The 21751-nt window shown below is 64.1% G+C and carries 22 protein-coding genes; 15 read left to right on the top strand and 7 right to left on the bottom strand.

Going from position 1 to position 21751, the window contains the following annotated elements; translation table 11 throughout:
- Nucleotides 1–111: 111 nt before the first annotated feature.
- Nucleotides 112–1050, top strand: a complete 939-nt coding sequence (locus AC13HB_RS04635) for an ABC transporter ATP-binding protein (protein WP_482948559.1) — start codon at nucleotides 112–114, stop codon at nucleotides 1048–1050.
- Entirely contained in the window at nucleotides 1050–2444 is a 1395-nt protein-coding gene (locus tag AC13HB_RS04630; RefSeq protein WP_482948558.1) for an ABC transporter permease, read from the top strand. Before AC13HB_RS04635 ends, AC13HB_RS04630 begins: the two co-directional genes overlap by 1 nt.
- Before the next feature lie 99 nt (nucleotides 2445–2543).
- Here AC13HB_RS04630 and rpsU read toward each other — a convergent pair whose 3' ends face one another.
- Nucleotides 2544–2774, bottom strand: coding sequence for a 30S ribosomal protein S21 (rpsU, locus tag AC13HB_RS04625; RefSeq protein WP_203291443.1), 231 nt, complete (start codon nucleotides 2772–2774; stop codon nucleotides 2544–2546).
- Between the two features lie 198 nt (nucleotides 2775–2972).
- Between rpsU and AC13HB_RS04620 the strand changes: the two genes are divergently transcribed.
- Nucleotides 2973–3650 carry a COQ9 family protein gene (locus AC13HB_RS04620; RefSeq protein ID WP_482948557.1) on the top strand — a complete coding sequence of 226 codons (678 nt, stop codon included), beginning with the start codon at nucleotides 2973–2975 and terminating at the stop codon, nucleotides 3648–3650.
- Nucleotides 3651–3660: 10 nt separating this feature from the next.
- On the opposite strand, the gene prpE is transcribed toward AC13HB_RS04620, so the two are convergent.
- Nucleotides 3661–4458, bottom strand: a complete 798-nt coding sequence (gene prpE, locus AC13HB_RS04615; protein WP_482948556.1) for a bis(5'-nucleosyl)-tetraphosphatase PrpE — start codon at nucleotides 4456–4458, stop codon at nucleotides 3661–3663.
- Nucleotides 4459–4660: 202 nt separating this feature from the next.
- Entirely contained in the window at nucleotides 4661–5905 is a 1245-nt protein-coding gene (locus AC13HB_RS04610; RefSeq protein ID WP_482948555.1) for a lipase family protein, read from the bottom strand.
- A 160-nt stretch (nucleotides 5906–6065) separates the two neighbouring features.
- Here AC13HB_RS04610 and AC13HB_RS04605 point away from each other — a divergent pair, with 160 nt between their 5' ends.
- The 5 genes from AC13HB_RS04605 to AC13HB_RS04585 all read left to right on the top strand — a co-directional run bounded on the left by AC13HB_RS04605 (nucleotide 6066) and on the right by AC13HB_RS04585 (nucleotide 9018).
- On the top strand, nucleotides 6066–6641 hold the full coding sequence (locus tag AC13HB_RS04605) for a tetratricopeptide repeat protein (RefSeq protein ID WP_482948554.1): 576 nt from the start codon (nucleotides 6066–6068) through the stop codon (nucleotides 6639–6641).
- Nucleotides 6642–6646: 5 nt separating this feature from the next.
- Complete coding sequence (locus AC13HB_RS04600) at nucleotides 6647–7621, top strand: alpha/beta fold hydrolase (protein ID WP_482948553.1); 975 nt, start codon at nucleotides 6647–6649, stop codon at nucleotides 7619–7621.
- 75 nt (nucleotides 7622–7696) lie between these two features.
- Nucleotides 7697–7990: a DUF2312 domain-containing protein gene (locus AC13HB_RS04595; RefSeq protein WP_482948552.1), complete on the top strand. Its 294-nt coding sequence runs from the start codon at nucleotides 7697–7699 to the stop codon at nucleotides 7988–7990.
- 29 nt (nucleotides 7991–8019) lie between these two features.
- The gene (locus AC13HB_RS04590) at nucleotides 8020–8499 is read left to right on the top strand and encodes a hypothetical protein (RefSeq protein WP_482948551.1); all 480 of its coding nucleotides are present in this window, start codon (nucleotides 8020–8022) and stop codon (nucleotides 8497–8499) included.
- A gap of 84 nt (nucleotides 8500–8583) precedes the next feature.
- A complete protein-coding gene (locus AC13HB_RS04585; RefSeq protein WP_482948550.1) occupies nucleotides 8584–9018 on the top strand; it encodes a hypothetical protein in 435 nt (144 codons plus the stop codon).
- Between the two features lie 96 nt (nucleotides 9019–9114).
- On the opposite strand, the gene AC13HB_RS04580 is transcribed toward AC13HB_RS04585, so the two are convergent.
- The gene (locus AC13HB_RS04580; protein ID WP_482948549.1) at nucleotides 9115–10581 is read right to left on the bottom strand and encodes a sigma-54-dependent transcriptional regulator; all 1467 of its coding nucleotides are present in this window, start codon (nucleotides 10579–10581) and stop codon (nucleotides 9115–9117) included.
- A gap of 379 nt (nucleotides 10582–10960) precedes the next feature.
- On the opposite strand from AC13HB_RS04580, the gene AC13HB_RS04575 reads away from it, so the two are divergent.
- Nucleotides 10961–14287 carry a TonB-dependent receptor domain-containing protein gene (locus AC13HB_RS04575; protein ID WP_482948548.1) on the top strand — a complete coding sequence of 1109 codons (3327 nt, stop codon included), beginning with the start codon at nucleotides 10961–10963 and terminating at the stop codon, nucleotides 14285–14287.
- Nucleotides 14288–14392: 105 nt separating this feature from the next.
- Here AC13HB_RS04575 and AC13HB_RS04570 read toward each other — a convergent pair whose 3' ends face one another.
- Nucleotides 14393–15010 (bottom strand): TetR/AcrR family transcriptional regulator, encoded by a 618-nt coding sequence (locus AC13HB_RS04570; protein WP_482948547.1) that lies wholly within the window; start codon nucleotides 15008–15010, stop codon nucleotides 14393–14395.
- A 159-nt stretch (nucleotides 15011–15169) separates the two neighbouring features.
- Here AC13HB_RS04570 and AC13HB_RS04565 point away from each other — a divergent pair, with 159 nt between their 5' ends.
- Together AC13HB_RS04565 and AC13HB_RS04560 are read left to right on the top strand one after the other, a co-directional pair.
- Nucleotides 15170–15763: a TetR/AcrR family transcriptional regulator gene (locus AC13HB_RS04565; RefSeq protein ID WP_482948546.1), complete on the top strand. Its 594-nt coding sequence runs from the start codon at nucleotides 15170–15172 to the stop codon at nucleotides 15761–15763.
- On the top strand, nucleotides 15750–16817 hold the full coding sequence (locus tag AC13HB_RS04560) for an NAD-dependent epimerase/dehydratase family protein (RefSeq protein WP_482948545.1): 1068 nt from the start codon (nucleotides 15750–15752) through the stop codon (nucleotides 16815–16817). The genes AC13HB_RS04565 and AC13HB_RS04560 overlap by 14 nt, the downstream gene beginning before the upstream one ends.
- A 3-nt stretch (nucleotides 16818–16820) precedes the next feature.
- Here the strand turns inward: AC13HB_RS04560 and AC13HB_RS04555 are convergent, their stop codons facing one another.
- Nucleotides 16821–17027: a hypothetical protein gene (locus AC13HB_RS04555; RefSeq protein ID WP_482948544.1), complete on the bottom strand. Its 207-nt coding sequence runs from the start codon at nucleotides 17025–17027 to the stop codon at nucleotides 16821–16823.
- Between the two features lie 41 nt (nucleotides 17028–17068).
- Here AC13HB_RS04555 and AC13HB_RS04550 point away from each other — a divergent pair, with 41 nt between their 5' ends.
- The 4 genes from AC13HB_RS04550 (at nucleotide 17069) to AC13HB_RS04535 (ending at nucleotide 21243) form a co-directional block, all read left to right on the top strand.
- A complete protein-coding gene (locus AC13HB_RS04550; RefSeq protein ID WP_482948543.1) occupies nucleotides 17069–17977 on the top strand; it encodes a lipid II:glycine glycyltransferase FemX in 909 nt (302 codons plus the stop codon).
- Nucleotides 17978–18160: 183 nt separating this feature from the next.
- Entirely contained in the window at nucleotides 18161–19693 is a 1533-nt protein-coding gene (locus tag AC13HB_RS04545) for an alanine/glycine:cation symporter family protein (RefSeq protein ID WP_482948542.1), read from the top strand.
- Between the two features lie 191 nt (nucleotides 19694–19884).
- The gene (bioB, locus tag AC13HB_RS04540; protein WP_482948541.1) at nucleotides 19885–20877 is read left to right on the top strand and encodes a biotin synthase BioB; all 993 of its coding nucleotides are present in this window, start codon (nucleotides 19885–19887) and stop codon (nucleotides 20875–20877) included.
- A gap of 81 nt (nucleotides 20878–20958) precedes the next feature.
- Nucleotides 20959–21243, top strand: coding sequence for a 4a-hydroxytetrahydrobiopterin dehydratase (locus AC13HB_RS04535; protein ID WP_482948540.1), 285 nt, complete (start codon nucleotides 20959–20961; stop codon nucleotides 21241–21243).
- On the opposite strand, the gene AC13HB_RS04530 is transcribed toward AC13HB_RS04535, so the two are convergent.
- A complete protein-coding gene (locus AC13HB_RS04530; RefSeq protein ID WP_482948539.1) occupies nucleotides 21244–21705 on the bottom strand; it encodes a hypothetical protein in 462 nt (153 codons plus the stop codon).
- Nucleotides 21706–21751: the final 46 nt, after the last annotated feature.

Genomic DNA, 21751 nt, shown 5'->3' with positions numbered 1-21751 from the left:
GCCTTGCCAGAAACGCCCTCCGAAAGCAGGCGGGACTGACACGGTGCGGAATACCGGTGGATCGCTCACCCGCCCGGCTCTAAGCTCGGTTTCAAGAAAACACGGGCTCCCATGACCGATACCATCCTTTCCCTTCAGTCTGTCTCCAAATCCTTCAACGGCACGAGCGCCGTCCAGAATGTCAGCTTTACGGTCGAGCGCGGCCAGATCACCGGTTTCCTCGGCCCGAACGGCGCCGGGAAAACGACCAGCCTGCGCATGTCGCTGGGCATTCTGACGCCGGATAGCGGGACGGTCTCGCTTTTCGGCGGGCCGCCGCGCAGCAGCGCGCTTGACCGGGTCGGCTTCCTGCCCGAAGAGCGCGGCATCTACCGCAAGATGAAGGTGATCGACGTGATCGTCTTCTTCGCGCGGCTGAAGGGCGTACATGCCGAAGACGCGCGCCGGCGCGGACTCGAGATGCTGGAAGAGTTCGGACTGGCCGAGGTCGCCGACAGCAAGGTGAAGACGCTGTCCAAGGGCATGGCCCAGAAGGTCCAGATCATTTCCACCCTCATCCACGAGCCCGAATTCATCATCCTGGACGAGCCCTTCTCCGGCCTCGACCCGGTGAACCAGAAATCGCTCGAGCAGGTGGTGCGCCGTCAGGCCGAGGCCGGGCGCACCGTGCTCTTCTCGACGCATGTGATGGAGCACGCGGAACGCCTCTGCGACAAGATCGTGCTGATGGCGAAGGGCCGCAAGGTGTTCGACGGCACGGTCCGGGACGCTTTGGGAGAAGTGCCCCGCCGGGTCCTGCTTGAGACCGCGTCCGACTACGACCTTGCCGGCATCCTGGAGGGCATGGGCAGCGTGCATCGCGAAACGCATGAGGGCGAGGATGTCTGGTTCGTCGATCTCGCACCCGGCGCCGACGCCCAGGACGTGCTCAAGGCCTGCGTCGACGCGGATGTGCGGCTGACACGGTTCGAGCCCATGCGCGCCCACCTGCACGATGCCTTCGTCCACCTCGTCGAGACCAGCGGCCGGACCGAAGGGGAGACCGTCTGATGCGTGCCATCTATCTCATCGCCCGCCGGGAATTCCTCTCCTACGTCGCCACCTGGGGCTTCTGGCTCTCCCTCGCCTCCGTGCCGCTCTTCATGGCGCTGGGCTTCGGTATGCCGATCCTGATCGAGAGCTCCCAGCCGACCCGCTATTACGTCCTGGTCGACGAGACCGACGGCCATCTCGACCGCGCCCTTCAGGCCGGGATGGACGCCGCCCGTATCGCCGAACAGGAACGCGTCCGCGAGGCCGCGACGGAGATGTTCGGCGACCATCCGCAGGTCCAGGCGGCACTGGAGAATGCACCCGCCAGCCGGGGGCTCAATGGCGGCTATGTCCGTATCGATCCCGGTCCGCACGATCTTGATGCACTCCGGCCCTATCTGACCGGGCAGAGCGAGATCGACACGCCGGACGGCCCGCAATCCCTTTTCGCCGCGATCTATCTGAGCGAACCCGAAGACGGCCGGATCGAGGTCGAGTACTGGAGCACCAATCTGACCGATAGCGGTCTGCGAAATTCCATCCGCGACACCCTACGCGAATACATGCAGGCCCGGCATCTCGTCGAAGCCGGCGTCTCGACCGAGCTGATCGAAACCGCGGAAAATCTGGCGCCCGTGGTTCGCGAGCTCAATCCGGAACGCGCGGCGGAACAGGCCGAGATCACCGATACGGAACGCCTGCCCATCTTCGTCGGCGTCGCCACTACCTTCGGTCTCTGGATCGTGATCTTCTCGGTTGTGAACATGCTGCTCACGGCGATGATCGAGGAGAAGGGAAACAAGGTGCTGGAGATGATGCTGGCCTCCTCGCGGCATCATGAAATCCTCACCGGCAAACTGCTCGGCGTGGCCGCCGTCTCCGCGACCCTGCTCCTCTTCTGGGGCGGCATCGCGACCCTGGTCGGATTGACGGTCCAGCAGACCGCCGCCGCGGCCGGGATGCCCATCGCGGACATCATGGGCACCGTTCTTTCGCCCAGCCTTCTCCTGCCCGCGATCGGCTATTTCATCATCGGCTATCTGATGTATGGCGCCATTTTCCTGGCAGTCGGCTCGCTGTGCGAGACGATCCAGGATGCGCAGACGCTGATGAGCCCGATCATGCTGATCATGATGGTGCCGCTCTTCCTGGCCATGATGGCTGTGGACGCACCCGATTCGCCCATCGTGGCGGTCGCCAGCTGGGTCCCGCTCTGGACGCCCTATGTCATGCTCACGCGCCTGCCCCAGGACATCTCCATGTTCGAGATCGTGGGCACGACCGTACTCATGCTGGCGACGGCCGGTTTCGTGATCTGGGGTGCCGGCGTGCTCTTCCGGATGGGGGCTCTCAACCAGGCGAACCAGGACACGGTGAAGGGCTGGTTCCGGATCGGCGGACGCAAGAACTGATACCGCCCGGTTGCGGGTCCGTGAAATCCGGACAAAGAAAAACACCGTGTCCGGGAGGACACGGTGTTTTCTCAGATCTTATCGAAGGTCCTGGCGACCCTAGCGACGACCGCCACGCTTCGCGATGAGGCCTTCGCGCTGCGCCCGCTTGCGGGCCAGCTTGCGCGCACGGCGAATGGCTTCAGCCTTCTGGCGAGCCTTCTTCTCCGACGGCTTTTCATAATGATTGCGGCGCTTCATCTCGCGGAAAGTACCTTCCCGCTGCATCTTCTTTTTCAGCGCGCGGAGCGCTTGCTCCACATTATTGTCGCGCACAACGATCTGTACGATGGCTCTCTCTCCATTAGGTTGGACGCGAGGGCCATCCTCACGTCGCTAGTTCGCCAGAGGCGGGGCTACTACCAGAGCTACAGGGCCCTGTCCACACTATCGAGTCATATGCACGGCAGTGCAGACGAGTCGTCGCAGGTCGTTCCAGCGACGTCCTGTCCAGGTGACGCGCCCTGCAGCCTGGTCTAGATATGCGGCATGAGTGATGCCGCTACCGACACCCGTTCGTCCAAGTCTAGCACACGCGACGCGATCCTGCAGCCAATGCTGGAACACGCCGCCTTCGACGGCTGGACCGCCGACAGTTTCAAGCGCGCCTGTTCCGATGGGGGCCTGAGCGAGGGTGAGGGCCATATCGCCTGCCCCCGCGGAGAACTGGACATGATCGCCCACTGGTCGCGCAAGCTGGACCAGGCCATCGTTGACGCGGTGAATGCGGCGGACATCAAATCCATGAAAATCCGCGAGCGGGTCCGCTTCGGCGTCATGGCGCGCCTTGAAGCGATCGGCGTGCATGAAGAGGCCGCCCGGCGTGCCCGCGCCCGTCTGCTTCTGCCCGACGCAGCGGCCGAAGCGCCGCAACTGCTCTGGGCCACCGCAGACACGATCTGGCGTGCCATCGGCGACACCTCGACCGACGTGAACTTCTACACCAAGCGGACGATTCTCTCCGGCGTCTTCGCGTCCACGCTTTCGACCTGGCTCAATGAGTCGGATGCCGCAAAGCCGGACTCCCAGGCTTTCCTCGACCGGCGCATCCAGAACGTCATGGATTTCGAGAAGACCAAGGCGCAGATGACCAAGCTGACAACCGACCTGCCCGATATCGGCAGCATTCTCGGCAAGCTGCGCTACGGCCCCGGCCCCCGGACCTGATGCCCGAAACCTAGGCTTCCCAGCGCGGCGAGTTGTACCAGGCCTGCTCGGCCTCGACCTGGACGAAGTCTCGCTCGGGCCAGCGCATGGCCGTCAGCTGGCCGCCGAAGACGCAGCCCGTATCCACACAGACGACATTATTGCGCTCGCGCACATCCGGCTCGGCGATATGGCCGTGCACCACGGTGGCTTCGCCCGAATAATTGCGAGCCCAGTCGCGCCGGATCGGAAGGCCATGCATGTCCCGCTCGCCGGTCACCTCGCCGAACATGGCGAAGGCGCGCACGCGCGACGATTCCTCGCCATGCATGTCGGCATGGATACCGGCATGAGCGACGACCAGATCGCCGCCGTCGAGCACGAGGTGATGGGGCAGGCCGTCGAGGAAGGCCGCAACACGATTTCGAAAGGCCTCGCTTTCCCGCTGGAACTGTTCGATCGTCTCGCCGAGACCATGGCTGATCTTGACGTCTCGCCCGGCCAGCCAGCGGCGGAACTTGTCGTCGTGATTGCCGACCACGCAATACCCCCGCTCCTCTTCCACGAGGTGCATGGCGAGGCGCATCACGTCCGGTGAGCGAGGCCCCCGATCGACGAGATCGCCGAGCAGGACCGGCTTGCGCTCCTCCGGGTGCCAGATCCGGTAATCGCGCGACCCGGCGACACCTTCATAGCGAACTTCATAACCGAGCCGGTGCAGCAAACGCTCCAGCTCCCCCGCACAGCCGTGTACATCCCCGATCAGGTCGAAAGGACCGGAATGATCGCGGAACGCGACAGGCGAAAGGGACGAAATCTGTGCGGGCATGCGAGAGATATAAGCATCCCGCCCTACCGGTGCGAGCGATAATTGATGAAACCGGCCAACCGGAAGACGGCAGGCGCCTGCTTACTGCGCCGATTCCACCTGCCTCAACTTTCCGAATTTCCCACGGGCTCCGGATAAACTTTCGCCTCACGCCGGGGGATAAACATCCGGGCTCAGGAATACAGGCTACCGCCTACTCCGCCTATTCCGCCTGTTCCACCTTTTTCCCGGCCCGGGACTTGGCTTTGGCTGCCTGCACTTCCGGTTCTGCGGTCGGTTTTTGCCTGTTGAGCGCACGCCGGCTGTCCAGGCGCGCGCGAGCGTGGGCGCGCAGCTTGTCGGCGTATCTGGCTATGTCGTGATCGGCCAGGGGTCTGGCGAAGCGCTTCCAGATACCGCCGACCATGAGGCCGCTCCAGCGTTCCCAGGGAAGCGGCGCCGTGCGGATTTTCAGTTCGGGATAACGGGCCATTCCGGTCTCCGTCATCTCGATGCGGCTCGCCGAGAGATGGCGCATATCGCCGTAATGGCGGTATTCGCTCATCCGCTTGAGGACCGGGATAACCGAGGCCATCCACTCGAACCGGTCGGCCAGCCAGATCAGACCCGCCATCTGCCAGTGTGCTGGCGGAACGCCGGGAACGCCGTCGGATTCGTTCACCACGCGGTAAACCGGGGTGAATATCTGCTCGGCAAAGGCCTCATTGCCGACGCGTGGCGCGCCGAACGTGTAGCAGGCGCCCTCGGATCGATTGGCGATGAAGCGCGTCGCCACCATGGCCAGCGCACCACCGAGACTGTGACCCGTGACGTAAACCGGCGCCGGTTTGTGCGCGATGATGATCTCGTTGAGCCGCGACTCGACGCTCTTGTACGCGGTGTAGAAGCCCTGATGGACGCGGGCCGGGCCGCGCTTTTCCAGAGTGAGCTGGCCCTCCGGCTCGATCTCCGCCGGCTGGATGTCTGCCGGCGCGATCATTTCGGCCTGGGCATCGACGCGGATGTCCGCGAGTTTGGTCGGCTCGGTACCGCGAAAGGCTATCACCAGGATTTCCTTGTCCGGATCACCGGCATCCGACTGGCCGTCTGCGATCCGGACCTTGGCGATGAAGGCCTGGGTATCGATGCGGATGCCGTCGGTCACGCTGATCGTATCGATCAGCTCGAAGCCGATTCTGCCGAGCTGGGTTTCCAGTACCGCCTTGCCCTTCTTGCCTTCGCCGGGGCGAACCAGCTTGTTCAATTCAGAAAGAACCTCATCGACATCCGTCCTGCCGGCGATCGCCTCGGCCATCTCGCGGAGCTTCGCCCGGGTCGGCGGCGCCTCGAAGGGCACATAGGCCAGGAGCGACATAACCGCCATCAGCCACGCCATGCGATCCGAATAGGCCGCGCGCCGGACGGGCGGCGCGAGAAGTTCGCTGTCGACATCGATTTCGAAATCCATCATTCGCCTCCCTGGAGAAAACCCGATCATATCACATCACAGGTTGTTGCGGAGGGAATTCGCGACCGTGGCGATGCCGCGAGACAATCCGGCTTAATTCTCGTCCATGATCTGCCCGCGAACGCTGGACGAAGCGCCGCTGCGGGCTATCCTGTGAGCGATGATCACCCTGCTTGCTTCCACCTTGTTCGCGTTTGCGCTCCAGGACACGCCGCCGCCGGATGTCCAGATCGCGCCGCAGACCGAATTCCAGACGCCTGGGGAACGCCTCGAGGAACGCCTCGACGCGCTCGCCGAGGCCGATGCACGCGAAGCGGCCCCGCTGGTGGACGAGATCCAGGCGCTCTGGGCGCATTCGGGCAGCGACACGATTTCCCTGCTGATGGATCGCGGCGCTCTCGCCGAACAGGCCGGCAATGCCGAGATCGCCGCGCGCATGTACGACCATGTCACCCGTCTCGACCCGGATTTCGCCCAGGGCTGGCTCGCCGCCGGACGCGTGGCGGCCGGAATGGAGGACTGGGCCTATGCGCTGGAGACGCTGAACACGGCGCTCACGCTGGAACCGCGCCGCTATGATGCCTGGCTCGCCCTCGCCCGCGTCTTCGAACAGGCCGAGGAATGGGAGGCGGCGCTGGACGCCTACAATACCGCCCTGGAAATCTACCCGGCCCATGAAGCCGCGCAGGAGGCCCGCGCCCGGCTGGAAGCTGCACGCGCCGGCCGCGCCCTCTGACGCAGATGCTGACCGTCGTCATTCTGGCTCTGATCGCCCTCACAGCACTAATCGGAGCATTCCTGCTGGCCCGGCACCGGGTCCGCCTCATCGAGGCTCGGCATCCGCCGTCAGCCGAGTTCATCAACGTTGCGGGCATCCGCCTGCACTACCGCCGAACCGGCAATTCTGCGCAACCGGCCATCCTCGTCCTGCACGGTGCGACCTCGAATCTGGAAGAGCCCTTTGCGGCATTGTCGGAACGCCTGGAAGGCGAGCATGTCATCTGGCTGGACCGGCCCGGTCTCGGCTGGAGCGATCGCCCGGAAGGCCCCTGGTCGCCCGAGCGCGAAGCCGCACTGATCGCGGATTTCCTCGACGAGATCGGCGTGAGTTCGGCCCTGGTTGTCGGACACTCCTGGGGCGGCGCTATCGCGATGCGTCTGGCGATGGACCATCCTGCCCGCGTCGATGCCCTGCTCCTGATCGCGCCGGCCCTGTCGGCCTGGATCGGCGAAGCGGCCTGGTTCAACAAGGTCAGCTTCTGGCCAGGCGCCGGCTGGCTGCTGACCCATGTCATCGTCCCCATCGTCGGCGAAAAGCAGACCGCGGCCGGTGCCCGCAGTGCCTTCCACCCGGAACCGGTCCCCGCGGACTATGTGAGCCGGACCAGCCTGCCGCTCCTGCTGCGGCCGCGAACCTGGCGCGCCAATGCGGCGGACATGAAATGCGTGAACGAGCACCTGGAAGTCCAGGAGACGCGCTATCAGGACATCGAGCATCATACCCTCGTCCTCGCGGGCAAGGGGGATACCGTGCTCTGGTCTCACCGGCATGGCGGCCAGGTCGCGGCCCGGATGCCGAACGGGGAGATGCGCTGGATCGGCGGTGCCGGCCACAATCTCCATCACCACCATCCCGAGGCGGTGCACGACGCTATCCTCACCCTGCGCGAGCGGGCGGCGGGATCGTCCGGCCTCGCTGTGCAAAATGCCGAATGAAAGCTGGCCGAACCGCTTGAGGCGATGCAGGCCTCGGACTAGTGTCCACGCCGCTCCCAAGATGAGGTTTCCGACATGGCTTTCACTGATGAATCCGCCCCCGCAACGTCCGGCCCGATCGACCAGTCCGACGCTATCGGCGGTGCCGCCCGCGAGCAGCTGAAAGCCTTCGTCGCGCGCATCGAGCGCCTCGAGGAAGACAAGGCCAACATCATGGCCGACATCAAGGAAGTCTATGCCGAAGCCAAGTCCATGGGCTACGACACCAAGGTCCTGCGCAAGGTGATCTCCCTGCGCAAGATCGACCGGCACGAGCGCCAGGAAGCCGAAGCGCTTCTGGAATTGTATCTCGGCGCTGTCGAAAGCTAGACTGACCGCCTCCCGTTCCGGAGGCCCGATTGGTCCGCAAGGTCGACGAAAAGAAGACACGCCGCGCGCTCAGACGTCTCGAGCGGGCGCGCAAGGCTGCCCGTGAGGCGGGTGCCAGCGAACAGGAATTGTCCGAATGGGAGGGCGAATTTCTCGGCTCGCTCGAGGAACGCCTGGAGAAGTTCGGCTCTGCCTTCAACGATCCCGATAAGGGCAGTACCGAGGAGGCCCTCTCGGTCCGGCAGGCCATCAAGCTGAAAGAGATCGAGAAAAAGGCAAAGGGCAAGGCCCGCAAGCCCATGTCTCGCGGCTCCGGCTTCAAGCGGAAAATGCCACAGCGTGGCGGCCGCGCGCGGGACATCAACGAGGATATCGACCTGCCCGAGTCGGCAACGCCCGAGCCTGAACCGCGCTCGGCCCCGGAACCTAGGCCCGCATCCGATGCGGCGGCCCTTCGCGCGCGCTTCCGGCTCATCGCCGGCGGCCGGGACGAGTCCGCGGACGATTAACCTGCCGTTAACCGCGCGAACCGGTTTCGAAAGCCAGCCCGTCACGCCCGCCTATCCTCGACTTGTTAGTCAGGTGATTCGGGCATGCACGAGACGGTCGAATACTTCGAACTCATGGAAGTGGCGTTGTTTACAGCCCTCTCCGACGCCGCGCGTGCCGGGCTCGCGACGCCCGAAGGCCGGGCTAGCTTCAACTGGGCGATGGATGCGCTGGACGATATCGATACCTCGCGCCTCGACCAGATCTACACCCCGCTCGCGACCGACCCGCTCACGCGGGACTACGTGTCGCGGCTTGACCGTCAGCTGCACGACGTTGCCACCCAGATCGACGTGCTGCGGGTCCATATCGCTCTGGCTCTCCTGAACGAGCCTGTCGATGCCGGAAGGCTCGATCGCGACCTGGACCACCTGGTCAGGCATCTCAGGGTCCGCTTCAAGCGCGAAGCGGCCCTGAAACCCGTCTTTGCCGGCTGGTTGGACCGGCATGACGTCTCCCCCATCCCCCTCCGACCATGAAGACGGGCCGGCGCTTCCCCGGCGCCGGCCCGTTACCCCCGCCCGCTGTTCAGGCGTTCATGACCTCCCGTGGTGGGGAGGGCGTCATTTGTGTGATCAGCCCGCGGCGCGAACCCCGTCCACGTCGAGATCGTATTCGCGGACCTTGCGGTAAAGCGTCGAACGGCCAACGCCGAGGCGGCGCGCGACTTCGCTCATCCGACCGGCATAGGTCTCAATGGCGAACTCGATCAGATCGCGTTCGATATCCTCCAGCGAGCGCAGATGTCCGCCCTCGTCCATGATCTCGACCCTGCTCTGCTCGACAGCCGCCAGATCTCCGGCGACCGCGGTCAGTCCGGACAGTTGGCACATGTCCGCCGGCGCCTGCGACGTCGCCTCGAAAGACGGCGTCAGGCCTGAGATCTGCGGGAAGTCCTCTGGCTTGAGACAATCGCCGTCGGACAGCACGACCGCTCGGAAGACCGCATTTTCGAGCTGGCGCACATTGCCGGGCCAATCATAGGAGGCCAGGAGGGCGTGCGTCTCCGGCGCGGCATCCAGGATCGACTTGTCTTCCTGGGCGTTGAAGCGACCGATGAAGTGCCGCACGAGCGCCGGGATGTCCTCCTTGCGGGCTCGCAGGGACGGCACCTCGATCGGGAAGACGTTGAGCCGGTAGAAAAGGTCTTCGCGGAACTGGCCGGCGGAAACCTGTTCGGCCAGATCGCGGTTGGTCGCGGAGATGATCCGCACATTGACCTTCACGGGACGCTTGGAACCGACCGGGTCGACCTCGCCTTCCTGCAGTGCCCGCAGCAGTTTCACCTGCATGTCGAGCGGCAGTTCGCCGATCTCGTCCAGGAAAAGCGTGCCACCATCGGCTTCCTGGAACTTGCCCATATGCTTGCCCACAGCCCCGGTGAACGCCCCCTTTTCGTGACCGAAGAGGGTCGATTCCACGAGGTTTTCCGGGATCGCGCCGCAATTGACGGTCACGAAAGGACCGTTCGCGCGCTTTGAACCCGCCATGATCGATCCGGCGACCACTTCCTTGCCGACGCCGGACTCACCGGTGATCAGGATCGGAATGTCGGATTGCGCAGCCCGCTCGCCGAGCCGGACCACCTGCCGCATGGCCGGTGCCCCCGCGATCATGTCCGAAAAGCCCAGCTTGTTCTCGGCCTTTTTGGAGAGGCGTTTCACCTCGCCGCTGAGATTCTGGACTTTCAGGGCATTGCGGATGGACACCGCGATGCGCTCGGGGCTTGCCGGCTTCACGAAGAAGTCGACGGCGCCGGCACGCATGGCCGACACGACGGTCTCGATTCCCCCGCTGGCCGTCAGCACGATGACCGGTAGATCCGGTTTCCTGTGCTTCACCGCCTCGAGCGTCTCCATCCCGTCCATGCCAGGCATGATCAGGTCGAGCAGCATCACATCGATACTGGACTCGGAAACGCAATCGAGTGCGGCCTCACCGCTTTCCGCGGTCTCGGCCTTGTACCCCTGTTTCTCGATAACCGCCTGCAGCAGACGGCGTTGCGTCGGATCGTCGTCGACGATCAGAACAGATTTAACCATCACCCACGCCTTTTCGGTCGCCATTTGAACTGCCGGGCCTTGTCGACCTCGCCACCGCGATCGGTGGGGCATCTATGCGCACCGTTATGGGACACTCTTCTAAATTTGACGTTTATGGCGCGGAAACCAGTGGTTAAGCATAAGCCTGCCTCACCCTCAGGACGCAGCTCACTCCCCCTGCCTACCGTGTCTCAATTGACGGATCGGTGAGCGAGCTTCGTCGCGTATAAGTTGCCTGAATGACGGGAAAAGCGCCTGCTGAACGGACATTCTGAAATCTGATCCTGAGGCACGGCGAAACCAATCCAGCCCAGCTTCGAATCGACGCTTCCCCAATTTCGTCATATGGTTGCATCAGCCAACCTTAGAGGGGGTCGACATGATCAGGTATCAGCTTTTTTGCACAACCAGCGCCGCAGCACTCGTGCTGGGCATGTTCGCAGCGCCGGGCGCAGCACTCGCGCAGGACGAGGATACGACCGAGGACCGGATCGTGGTCACCGGCTCGCGAATCCAGCGCGACCCCAATCTGACGGCGCCCGTTCCCGTACAGTCCGTCGATGACGACGATGTCACCCTGTCGGGCGACCTGAACATCGTCGACGTGGTGAACGACCTGCCCGCCCTGATCGGCTCCAACACCACCGCAGACAATTCCGGCGGCCAGGGCACGCTGGGGGCCGCAACGCTCAATCTGCGCAATCTTGGCACCGAGCGGACGCTCGTCCTGGTCGATGGCCGCCGCCACGTCTCCGGCCAGGCCGGTACGTCGGCGGTCGACGTCAACACCATTCCGGCTGCGCTCGTCGAGCGCGTCGAGGTGCTGACCGGCGGCGCGTCGGCCGTCTACGGCGCGGACGCGGTGACCGGTGTCGTGAACTTCATCATGAAGGAGGATTTCGAGGGCATCGATGCGCGAACCCAGTTCGGCCTTTCAGACGAAAACGATGCCGGCCAGTACATGTTCTCGGTCACGATGGGCCGGAATTTCGACAATGATCGCGGCAATGCGACGCTCAATTTAAGCTATGAAACGAGCGACAATGTCCGCCAGGGCGACCGCGAGCATACCCGCGGCGACCGGGTCGCGTCGGACTGGCCCAACCCGGCCCGCTTCGTCCAGGCAGCCGATGTCGCGACCTACGGTCTCGACCCGCTCCTGCTCGGCGATTCCATCTCGTTCTATTGCGGCGCCGGCGATCCGACGCTGGGGGGCGGCCAGGCGGACCTTTGCGCCCGCATCGACGGCATTCCCTCGCGCGCAATCATGGAGTTCCCGCGCTTCAACCTGTCCAGCTACGGCTCGCTGATCGGTGTCGACTTCTACGGGTTCGATTTCCTGGCCTATTATCCGGGCGATCCGTTCACCGACATTTTCGGCTCCAACCTGGCCGGCCTGAATCTGGGCGCGGACGGTTTGATCTTCGACCTCAACAATAACGGCATCGAGGACTGCCTGGAGACGGTGAACGGGACCCAGCTCCAGCGTTTCGGCGGCTTTGCCGGCTGCCATGTGACCCGCACGCCGGGCCAGCCGGCCGACGTCTTCGCCGACGGCCTGCTCGGCGGCACGCAAAACGCCTTCGGTGGCGACGGCACGAATTCCGGCCGCGATTTCGCGGATATTATTCCGCGCGATGAGCGTTTTACCGCCAATATCGGTCTTCGCTACGATGTCAGCGCCGACCATACCTTCTTCTTCGAGGGCAAGGTCTCGCTGTCCGAGACCGTCAATAATGCGACCTCCGCCGTCCACTCCTTCTACGACTCGCATGTGATCGAGTGGGACAATCCCTACATCCCGCAGAATCTGCGCGATGCCATCACCACCTTCGTCAACGACAATCCGGGTGTCTTCACCCTCGACGATGTCAATATCCTGATCGGCCGCGACCCGACCGATCTGGGACCGCAACTGTTCGAATCCACGCGCGAGACCTATCGTTTCGTGACCGGTTTCGAGGGTGAGCTGGGCGATAGCGGCCTGCTCTACGAGATCTCGCTGAACTACGGCCAGACCAATGCCGACACGACCGCGAGCGGGCAAGTCCTCCAGGATCGTTATTATGCTGCGGCGGATGCTGTGGTCGATCCGGTCTCCGGCGATATCGTCTGCCGGTCCGAGCTTGACCCGAGCCAGACGCCGGTCGGCTCCTTCCTGTCGAGCGCGGGTTATTGGTCGGGCTATAATTCCTTCACCCCGGGCCAGGGCGAGTGCGCGCCGATGAACCTCTTCGGAGTCGGTGCACCGAGCCAGGAGGCGATCGATTTCGTCACCACGACGACCTTCCGCACCCGCACGATCGAACAGACCGTTCTGAGCGGTTTCGTCACCGGCGACACGTCCGGCTGGCTCAACCTTCCGGCCGGCCCGATCGATTTCGTGATCGGTGCCGAATACCGCAAAGAAGAAAGCGATTTCACGCCGGACGCGGTCGAGACCGGTACGGGTTCGCTGATCTTCCCGGTCAACGCGCCGGTGGCGCCGGTCTCCGGCGAATTCGACGTCTCCGAGCTATTCGGCGAGGTCTCGGTGCCGATCCTCGTCGATCAGCCCTTCGCGGAGATTCTCACGCTTGATGGGGCGTTCCGGTATTCCGAGTACGATATTGCCGGCGATACATCGAGCAGCGACAGCTGGAATATCCGGGCCACCTGGGCGCCGGTCGACCAGCTCCGCTTCCGTGGTGCCGTCTCTCAGACCGTGCGCGCACCGAACATTTTCGAGCTGTTCTCGCCTCTGACGGCAACGACGGCCCGGCCGATCGATCCCTGCGATGCGGGCGCGATCAATAATGGCTCGCAATTCCGGGCGGCGAACTGTGCAGCCGACGGAATACCGGTTGGATGGACGGACCCGCTGACGGCCCGTGTGGCCGGCTTTACCGGCGGCAATCCCGATCTCGAGCCGGAAGAGGCCGACACGGTCACGCTCGGCTTCGTGTTCGAGCCGACCTTCCTGGAAGGCCTCTCGGTGACGGTCGATTATTACGATATCGAGATCAATGATGCGATCGATGCGGTCGGCTTCCAGGAAATCCTCGAGGCCTGCTACGATGCGGCGACCTTCCCGAACCAGTTCTGCAACCAGTTCGAGCGCGACACGAATGTCGGTTCTGCGACCTATCTGGGCCTGTCCGGCTTCACCTCGAGCGAGCTGAATTTCGCGAAGGTCGCGACGAGCGGCTGGGACTACCAGATCGTCTATTCCTTCGATTTCAGGGATATCTCGCAATCGCTCGACAGCCTCGGATCGATGACGCTGAGTGTGCTCGGCAATCATGTCGACGCTCTCGAGCGCTTCGAGGATCCGACCGATCCGACCATCGTCAACGATCTTCTCTATGAAGCCGGACAGCCGGCGGATTCGGCCAATTTCAATGCGCGCTGGATGGTCGGAAACTGGGTCGTGAACTGGCAGACCAGCTATTACGGAGAGATGCTGCAAATCACGCCGCGTCTCGAGATCGAGACCGCCGACGACTTCGTCAATGCCTGGTCCGACGAGCTGTGGCGCCATGACATTTCGGCGCTCTACGACTATAGCGAGAACATCCAGTTCTATGGTGGTGTCAACAATGTCTTCGAGGAAGACCCGCTCTTTTCGACCATTGCCTACCCGGTCGGTGTGACGGGCCGGTACTTCTTCTTCGGGGTCAATATGCAGGGCGACAATCTCGCCGACCTGCTCAGCTTCCGGCGCTGATCGCGCGGCGGCGAACCACTCGACGCCAGGGCGGGCCGGGCGCGATGGCGTCCGGCCCGTCCGCGTTTGCGGGTCGCCGGCTGTCTGTCGGTCGCCGGAGGTCTGTCAGTCGGCGTGCATGATGGCGCGGATGCCGGCCAGGGCGCTCTCGACCAGTTCGTCGGACGAGGCGTCATGCAGGCGCGGGCGCGATTCCGTCATGGTCAGCCATCCGCCCAGGCAGAGCGTCATGATCTGGAAGGCGCGGCGCCGGCATTCCGTTTCCGCGAGACCGGGTCGGATGCGGCCGATCAGATCCGCATAGCGCGCGGCCAGCGCCTCATACCATTCGTCCCGATAGCGGCGGTCGCCGGCATTGCGCGCGAGATGTGCGAAGCTTTCGAAGGCATAGGCGCCGTCGCGCGCCATGATGAAGTGAAGATGGTTCCGCGCCATTCTGAGCAGGCGCGCTTCCGGCTCGGTGGCGGCATCGGGCAGGTCGGCCTCGACGCTCTCAAGCGTGCGCTGGAAACCGGTCCGGTAGATTTCCGAGACCAGCTGCTCCTTGGTGGGGAAATAGTGCCGCAGCGTGCTTTGCGAGATACCGGCCCGTCGCGCGATCGAGTCCTGGGATGCCGCCCCCATGCCTTCCGCGGTGATGATCTCGCGCGCGGCGTCCAGGATGGCATTCATCGTGCGCTCGCCCTTGGGCGTGAGATCCGGACGCTTCGTGACTGTGGGCATGTGGAACTCCTGCAGAACGCGTCCAAGCGTATTCGTATGGTTTTGCAACAACAAGTGCGGACCAGAAAAGTAGCGCAGTGCTCCCGGGCACCGCACCCGGCGGCATGATTGCCTGGTCTGGAAATTGACTGAGTAGTCAGTCATGTCTAGTCTGACCTCATGACGGACAAGCGCCAGCACCTGATCGACACGGCGATCCGGCTCTTCCATGAGCGGGGATTCTGGGAAACGCCGACCGCCCGCATCGCCAAGGCGGCGGGCGTCGCGAACGGTACGCTCTTCAATTATTTTCCGACCAAGACGGACCTGATCGAGGCGGTCTTCCTGGGTCTGAAGTCCGAGTGGGTCGACTATCTCATGCCCGAGGACGGACAGGCGCTGAGCCCGCGCGAGGCCATGCGCCATGTCTGGATGCGGGCGGTCGAATGGGCGATGGCGCATCCGCAACGCCATGCGCTGCTCATGCAGATGAAATTGTCCGAGCACGTCGCCGATGCGGTACAGGCCGATGGCGATGCTGCTTTCGAACCCGTGCTCGCGCTGGTCCGCAACGCGCAGGAAGCGGGCGAAATCCGGACCATGCCATTACCGCTCATCCAGTCCATCGCGGCCGGGCAACTGGACGCCACCATTCACTACATCACCCAGACGCCGGAGGCCGATCGCTCGTCCGTGGCGGCCACAAGCTTCGACGTTTTCTGGCGGGGCATTGCCGCGCCGGACGGAAAAGAGGACGACCATGACCGAGATTGATCGCGACGCCCCGATCCTGGTGACAGGCGCGACGGGGTATCTGGCCGGAGTCATCATCCGCCAATTGCTCGAGGCCGGCCATACTGTGCATGCCACCGTGCGCGACCCGGAGCGGACAGAGAAGCTGGCCCGACTCAACGCCGTCGCGGCCGGAGCGCCGGGCCGGATCCGGTATTTCAAGGCCGATCTGCGCGATGCGGACGCGTTCGCGCCGGCCATGGCCGGATGCGAGCTGGTGATCCACACCGCCTCGCCCTTCATCACCTCGGTCGAGACCCCCCAGCGCGACCTCGTCGAGCCGGCGGTCGCCGGCGTGCGCAACGTCCTCGCTGCCGCCAATTCGGTGGAAACGGTGAAGCGGGTGGTCATGACGTCGAGTTGCGCCGCGATCTACAGTGACAATACCGACATCCGCTCCATGCCGGCCGGCAAGCTGACCGAGGCCGTCTGGAATACATCGGCCTCGCTGGACCATCAGGCCTACTCCCTGTCGAAGACACTCGCCGAAAAGGCCGGCTGGGACATGGCTGAAGCCCAGTCGCGATGGGATCTGGTCGCGATCAATCCGTCCTTCATTCTCGGACCGGGAATCGATCCGGATGCGACCGGAGAGAGCTATTCCATCATGATCCAGTTCGGCGACGGTACGATGGCGCCCGGCGTTCCGGATTTCGGCATCGGCGTGGTCGATGTGCGCGAGGTGGCGGACGCCCATATCAAGGCCGGATTCACGCCATCCGCGTCCGGCCGCTATATCGTCTCCGGTCATAATTCCAGCTTCCCGGAAATCGCCGGCCATCTGCGCGAGCGATTCGGAGACGCGTATCGCTTCCCGAGGAAAGTGATGCCGAAATTCCTGGTCTGGCTCGTCGGGCCGATGATCAACAAGGCGCTGACACGCAAGATGGTCGCCCGGAATGTCGGCGTACCTTTCCTCGCAGACAATTCCAGGAGCGTGCAGGACTTGGGGATGGAATACCGGCCCCTGTCCGAGACGGTCGGGGAATTCTTCCAGCATCTCGCCGATGCCGGCCGGGTCACGCCCCGCAGTTAAGGATCAGGCGAGGCACCACAGGCCGGTGCAGACGCCGAAGACAAGCTGCATGGCCAGATCGAGCAGACCGGTGAAAACCAGCAGCGGAAGGCCGACATAGAGAAAGACCAGCCACACCGCCATCAGGGTGGGGCGCGGTTCGGCTATGGCGTGTCCGAGGACGGTTTCAGGTTTGCGGGCGAACATGTCGGCGACTCGTGCAACAGTCATGCTTAACGCCTGTTAACACCCAAAGACTAACGCTTCGTCACATGCGACTCGATCCTCATATCGACCGGGCCACCTGGGACATAGCGCTTGCTACCCGGCCCGCCGCCCTGCAGCAGGACTGGTGCTATGGGCAAGCCATGGCATCGCTGGGCGCCGGCGTGAAGCGGGTGGGTCTGCTGGACGGCCAGACCCTGGTGGGGCTCGCCCAGTTCACCAATCGACGGATGGGCGGACTCGTCTCCATGGCGGCCTGTACCCGCGGGCCGGTCTGGCTTGGCGATGTGGATGCGGAAACGCGCGCGGACGGCTATCGCGCGCTCAAGTCCGGGCTCGACCTCGGCTGGCCGCGCGTGACCCTGGTTTCGCCTGACGAGACCGTGCCGGCGGGCGTGAACCGGATGAAGCGGGTCATGACCGGCTATTCCACTGTCATGCTCGATCTGCGTCCCTCCGAGGACAAGCTTCGGGCCGGTCTCCATCCGAAATGGCGCAATAGTCTGAAGGCGGCCGGGAAGGTCAGATTCGACATTGTGCGGAATGGAACCAAGCCGGCCCAGCTGGCCTGGCTGATGGGGGCGGAGGAAGCGCAGCGGCAGGATCGCGGCTATCGCGCGACGCCGGCGGCGCTGGTTCCGGCCTATCTGGACGCAAAGGGAGACCGGGACGCGGCCCTCGTTCTGCGCGCGGATATCGGCAAGACCAAAGCAGCGGCCATGCTCTTCCTCGTGCATGGCTGCGCGGCCACCTATCATATGGGCTGGCTGAACCGGGAGGTGAAAGCGCCCGGTGCGCACAATCTTCTGATGTGGGACGCCATTCGCCGCCTGCGCGAAATGGGTGTACTCCAGCTCGATCTGGGAGGTGTGAACACGGTCTCCGGCGCGGGCATTGCGCGCTTCAAGATCGGGACGGGCGGCGAGGTGGTAACCCTCGGAGGCAGCTGGACCTGACCGCGCGAAGCGCGCCGGTTCCAGGATGATTTCGGGCCCGCCCGGGCATTGCGCACACTTCTGCGGAGCGTGCACGCAGAGCGGGCAGAAGCTTGCGTGCTGCGACGGCAAAGCAGAAAAGCCTTTTCACAAAGGGGTTCGACTTCCTAATGTGCGCCCAAGCAAATCCATGCGGGGAGCACGATGGAACCCATTTTCAACCTGATCTTTTCGATCAGTGACTTTCTCTGGGGCGGGGAATGGAACGGGACGCGGATCGTTCCGCTGTCCGGTCCGATTACGTACATGCTGCTGGGCACCGGCCTCTATTTCATGCTGCGCCTGGGCTTCCGCCCGCTGCGCCGGCTCGGCCCGGCCTTCGGCGAACTCTGGTCCGGCCGCCGCGGCGGCGGCGAGGGTGAGATCACGCCCTGGCAGGCTCTTTCGACGGCCCTGTCGGGGCAAGTCGGTACCGGTAACCTCGCCGGCGTCGCCACGGCGCTGACGCTGGGCGGTCCGGGCGCCATCTTCTGGATGTGGGTAACGGCGATCTTCGGCATGGCTGCGGCCTACGCCGAGTCCAGCCTGGCGGTCCGCTTCCGCGAACGCCATCCGGACGGGCACTTCCACGGTGGCCCGATGTATTACATCAAGAACGGTCTCGGAAAGAACTGGGGCTGGCTCGCCATCCTGTTCAGCGTCGGCACGGTCCTGTCCGCGCTGGCGACCGGCGGCATGATCCAGGCGAACTCGATCACGCAGAGTGCGGTCGAGGCCGGAACCACGCTGGGGATGAACATCCCGAACTGGGCCGTCGGCCTGGTACTCGCGGCGCTTGTCTTCCTGGTGATTATCGGCGGCATCAAGTCGATCGGTTCCCTGGCGGGCAAGATCATTCCCTTCATGGCCCTGGCCTATGTTCTCGCGGCCCTGTTCGTGCTGGTCACCCATCTCGATCATATCCCGGGCGCTTTCGGCACGATCTTCAGCCACGCTTTCGGCCTCGAGCAGGCAGTCGGCGGCGCAGCCGGTTACGGCGTGCTGGCGGCGATCCGGGCCGGTGTGGCCCGCGGCCTCTTCTCCAACGAGGCCGGTCAGGGTTCCGCCCCGATCGCCCACGCGGCCGCGCAAACCAAGAACCCGGTCAAGCAGGGCGAGATCGCCATGCTCGGTGTCTTCATCGACACCATGGTGATCTGCACCATGACCGCCCTTGTCATCCTGGTCGTGGAAGGCTCTTTCCCGTCCGGCGACGGCGGCACGGTGCCCTATGCCTGGATGTCGGATTCGCTGGAAGCTTCCGCGGTGACCACGGCGGCCTATGCCGAGGGTATGGCCGGCGGTGCCTGGGTTGTGCTCGCGGCGCAGGCGCTCTTCGCCTTCACCACGATCATCGGCTGGTCCTACTATGCCGAGCAGTGCCTGACCTACATCACCGGCGACTGGATCGCCCGTCCCTTCCGCTTCGTCTGGGTAGGCGTCGCCTTTATCGGCACGCTGGTCCTGAATGTGGACGGTCTCTGGCGCTTCGGCGACATCGCGAACTCGGCCATGCTGATCCCGAACGTGATCGCACTCATCCTTCTGTCGGGCGTGGTCATCACCATGACCAAGCGCTTCGACACGACGGGCGAGCTGCCGCCGAACTGGGCCGGCGACAAGTGGGGCACGGAGGAGACTCCCGCCGAGGAAATCACCGAGACCTCGACCCACGCGCAGGAGTCGAAAGACGACTGATCGACGCAGCGATAGCGAAACGGAAAGGGCTCCGCTCCGGCGGGGCCCTTTTCTTTTGCCCGTCATCATCCCTTGCCCGCCTTCCTGATGCGCCGTTCACGTGAAGACGATCGCGTCCTGCGCAGTGGTTTGTCTGGACGCCGGGCCGCACTCTACCTAGTTTCGCCCCGTCATTTTCAGGGCGAGCTCACATGACCACCAAGCTGACCGATATCGATGCACTGGCGCAGCCGCGCACGGACTGGACCCGCGAACAGGCGGGCGAGATCTACCGGGCGCCGTTCAACGACCTGATCTTTGCGGCGCAGGCCGTGCACCGCAAATGCCATCCGGCGAACCAGGTGCAGACCAGCCAGCTGCTGTCGATCAAGACCGGCGGCTGTGCCGAGGATTGCGGCTATTGCAACCAGTCCGCCCATTTCGATACCGGGCTGGACGCGTCCAAGCTGATGCCGCTCGACGAGGTGATGGACGCCGCGCAGAAGGCCAAGGCCGGCGGAGCCACGCGCTTCTGCATGGGCGCCGCCTGGCGCGAGCTCAAGCCGCGCGACGAAGACAAGATCTGCGACATGATCGAGGGCGTGAAATCGCTCGGCATGGAGACCTGCGTCACGCTGGGCATGCTGACCGACGGCCAGGCAGAGCGTCTGCGCCAGGCCGGGCTCGACTATTACAATCACAATCTCGACACCGCGCCGGAAGATTACGGCCGGGTGATCTCCACGCGCACCTATCAGGACCGTCTCGATACGCTGTCTCGCGTGCGCGGTGCAGGCATTCACGTCTGCACCGGCGGCATTGTCGGCATGGGCGAGGACGAGGCGGCGCGGATCGGCCTGCTGACCGAGCTGGCCGTGATGGAGCCGCATCCGGAAAGCGTGCCGATCAACCATCTCGTGGCCGTTCCGGGGACGCCGCTCGGCGATTCCAAACCGCTGGACGGCATCGACTTCGTTCGCACCATCGCCACGGCGCGGATCATGATGCCCCGCACCATGGTGCGTCTCTCGGCCGGCCGCGAAGGCATGAGCCGCGAGCTGCAGGCACTCTGTTTCCTGGCCGGTGCGAATTCCATCTTCGTCGGCGAGGAATTGCTGACCACGCCGAATCCGGACGAGCACGAGGATTTCGATCTCTTCAACGCGCTCGGAATCGAGCCGATGACGATGCCGGCAGCCGAGTAGCGGTCTGCGGGCGAGTGCCGGGGTTAATTTTCCCGCCAAGGGCGAATAGGGTGCGCGGAGGCTGATTTGGGGGAAAACGGCATGCAACGTATCGGCAAGGCGCTCGCGCTCGGGCAAGTCGAGGGCTGGAGCGGCGTGGAAGGCCGCGACGCGATCCGCAAGGTCTTCGAATTCGAGGACTTCAACGCCGCCTGGGGCTTCATGAGCCGTGTGGCCGTCAAGGCCGAGGCGATGAACCATCATCCCGAATGGTTCAATGTCTGGAACAAGGTCGACGTCACGCTCTCCACGCATGATGCCGACGGCGTGACGGAGCTCGATGTCGAGCTGGCCCATTTCATGGATGCGATCAGCGGCAAGACCTGATCAGCCGGCGTGGATGATGATCATCCCGATCAGGATTTCCGCACCTTCCTCGCCGAGCGTGGCATCGGTGGCGTCCTGCAGCATCTGCGCGATCCGGTCCGCATCGGGGATGTCGCCGAAGCGGTAATTCATCCCGGTATACATGGTCAGCGCCTGGACGTGCGCATTGCGCAGGCGCGGCATGAAACGCTCCACGCGCTGGCGCAGCCGCGGGCTGGAAATTTCCAGCCCGACCTCGATCTGGATCAGGCCGCGCGCCCGGTGATTGGCCTGGACGGTGGCTGTCAGCGGCGGCAGCGGCATATAGGTTTCCGACGACGTGATCGTGCGGTGCCTGCTTTCGCTGTTCTGATTGCCCGACTCCGCCGGAGGTGCCGCGAAGGCGGTTGCGTCCGGCAGGCTCACCGAAGCGGTGAGCGCGGCCGCGGCAAGCGCGGCGAGGCGGGTCGTGATCGGTCTCATGCGTCCGGTCTAGCAGAACTCGGTAAAGGAAGCGTTGGCGTACGCG

The organism is Maricaulis sp. B-26, from assembly GCF_056857855.1.
The sequence above is the reverse complement of the archived record's forward strand: the minus strand, read 5'-3'. Positions and strand labels throughout refer to the sequence as shown.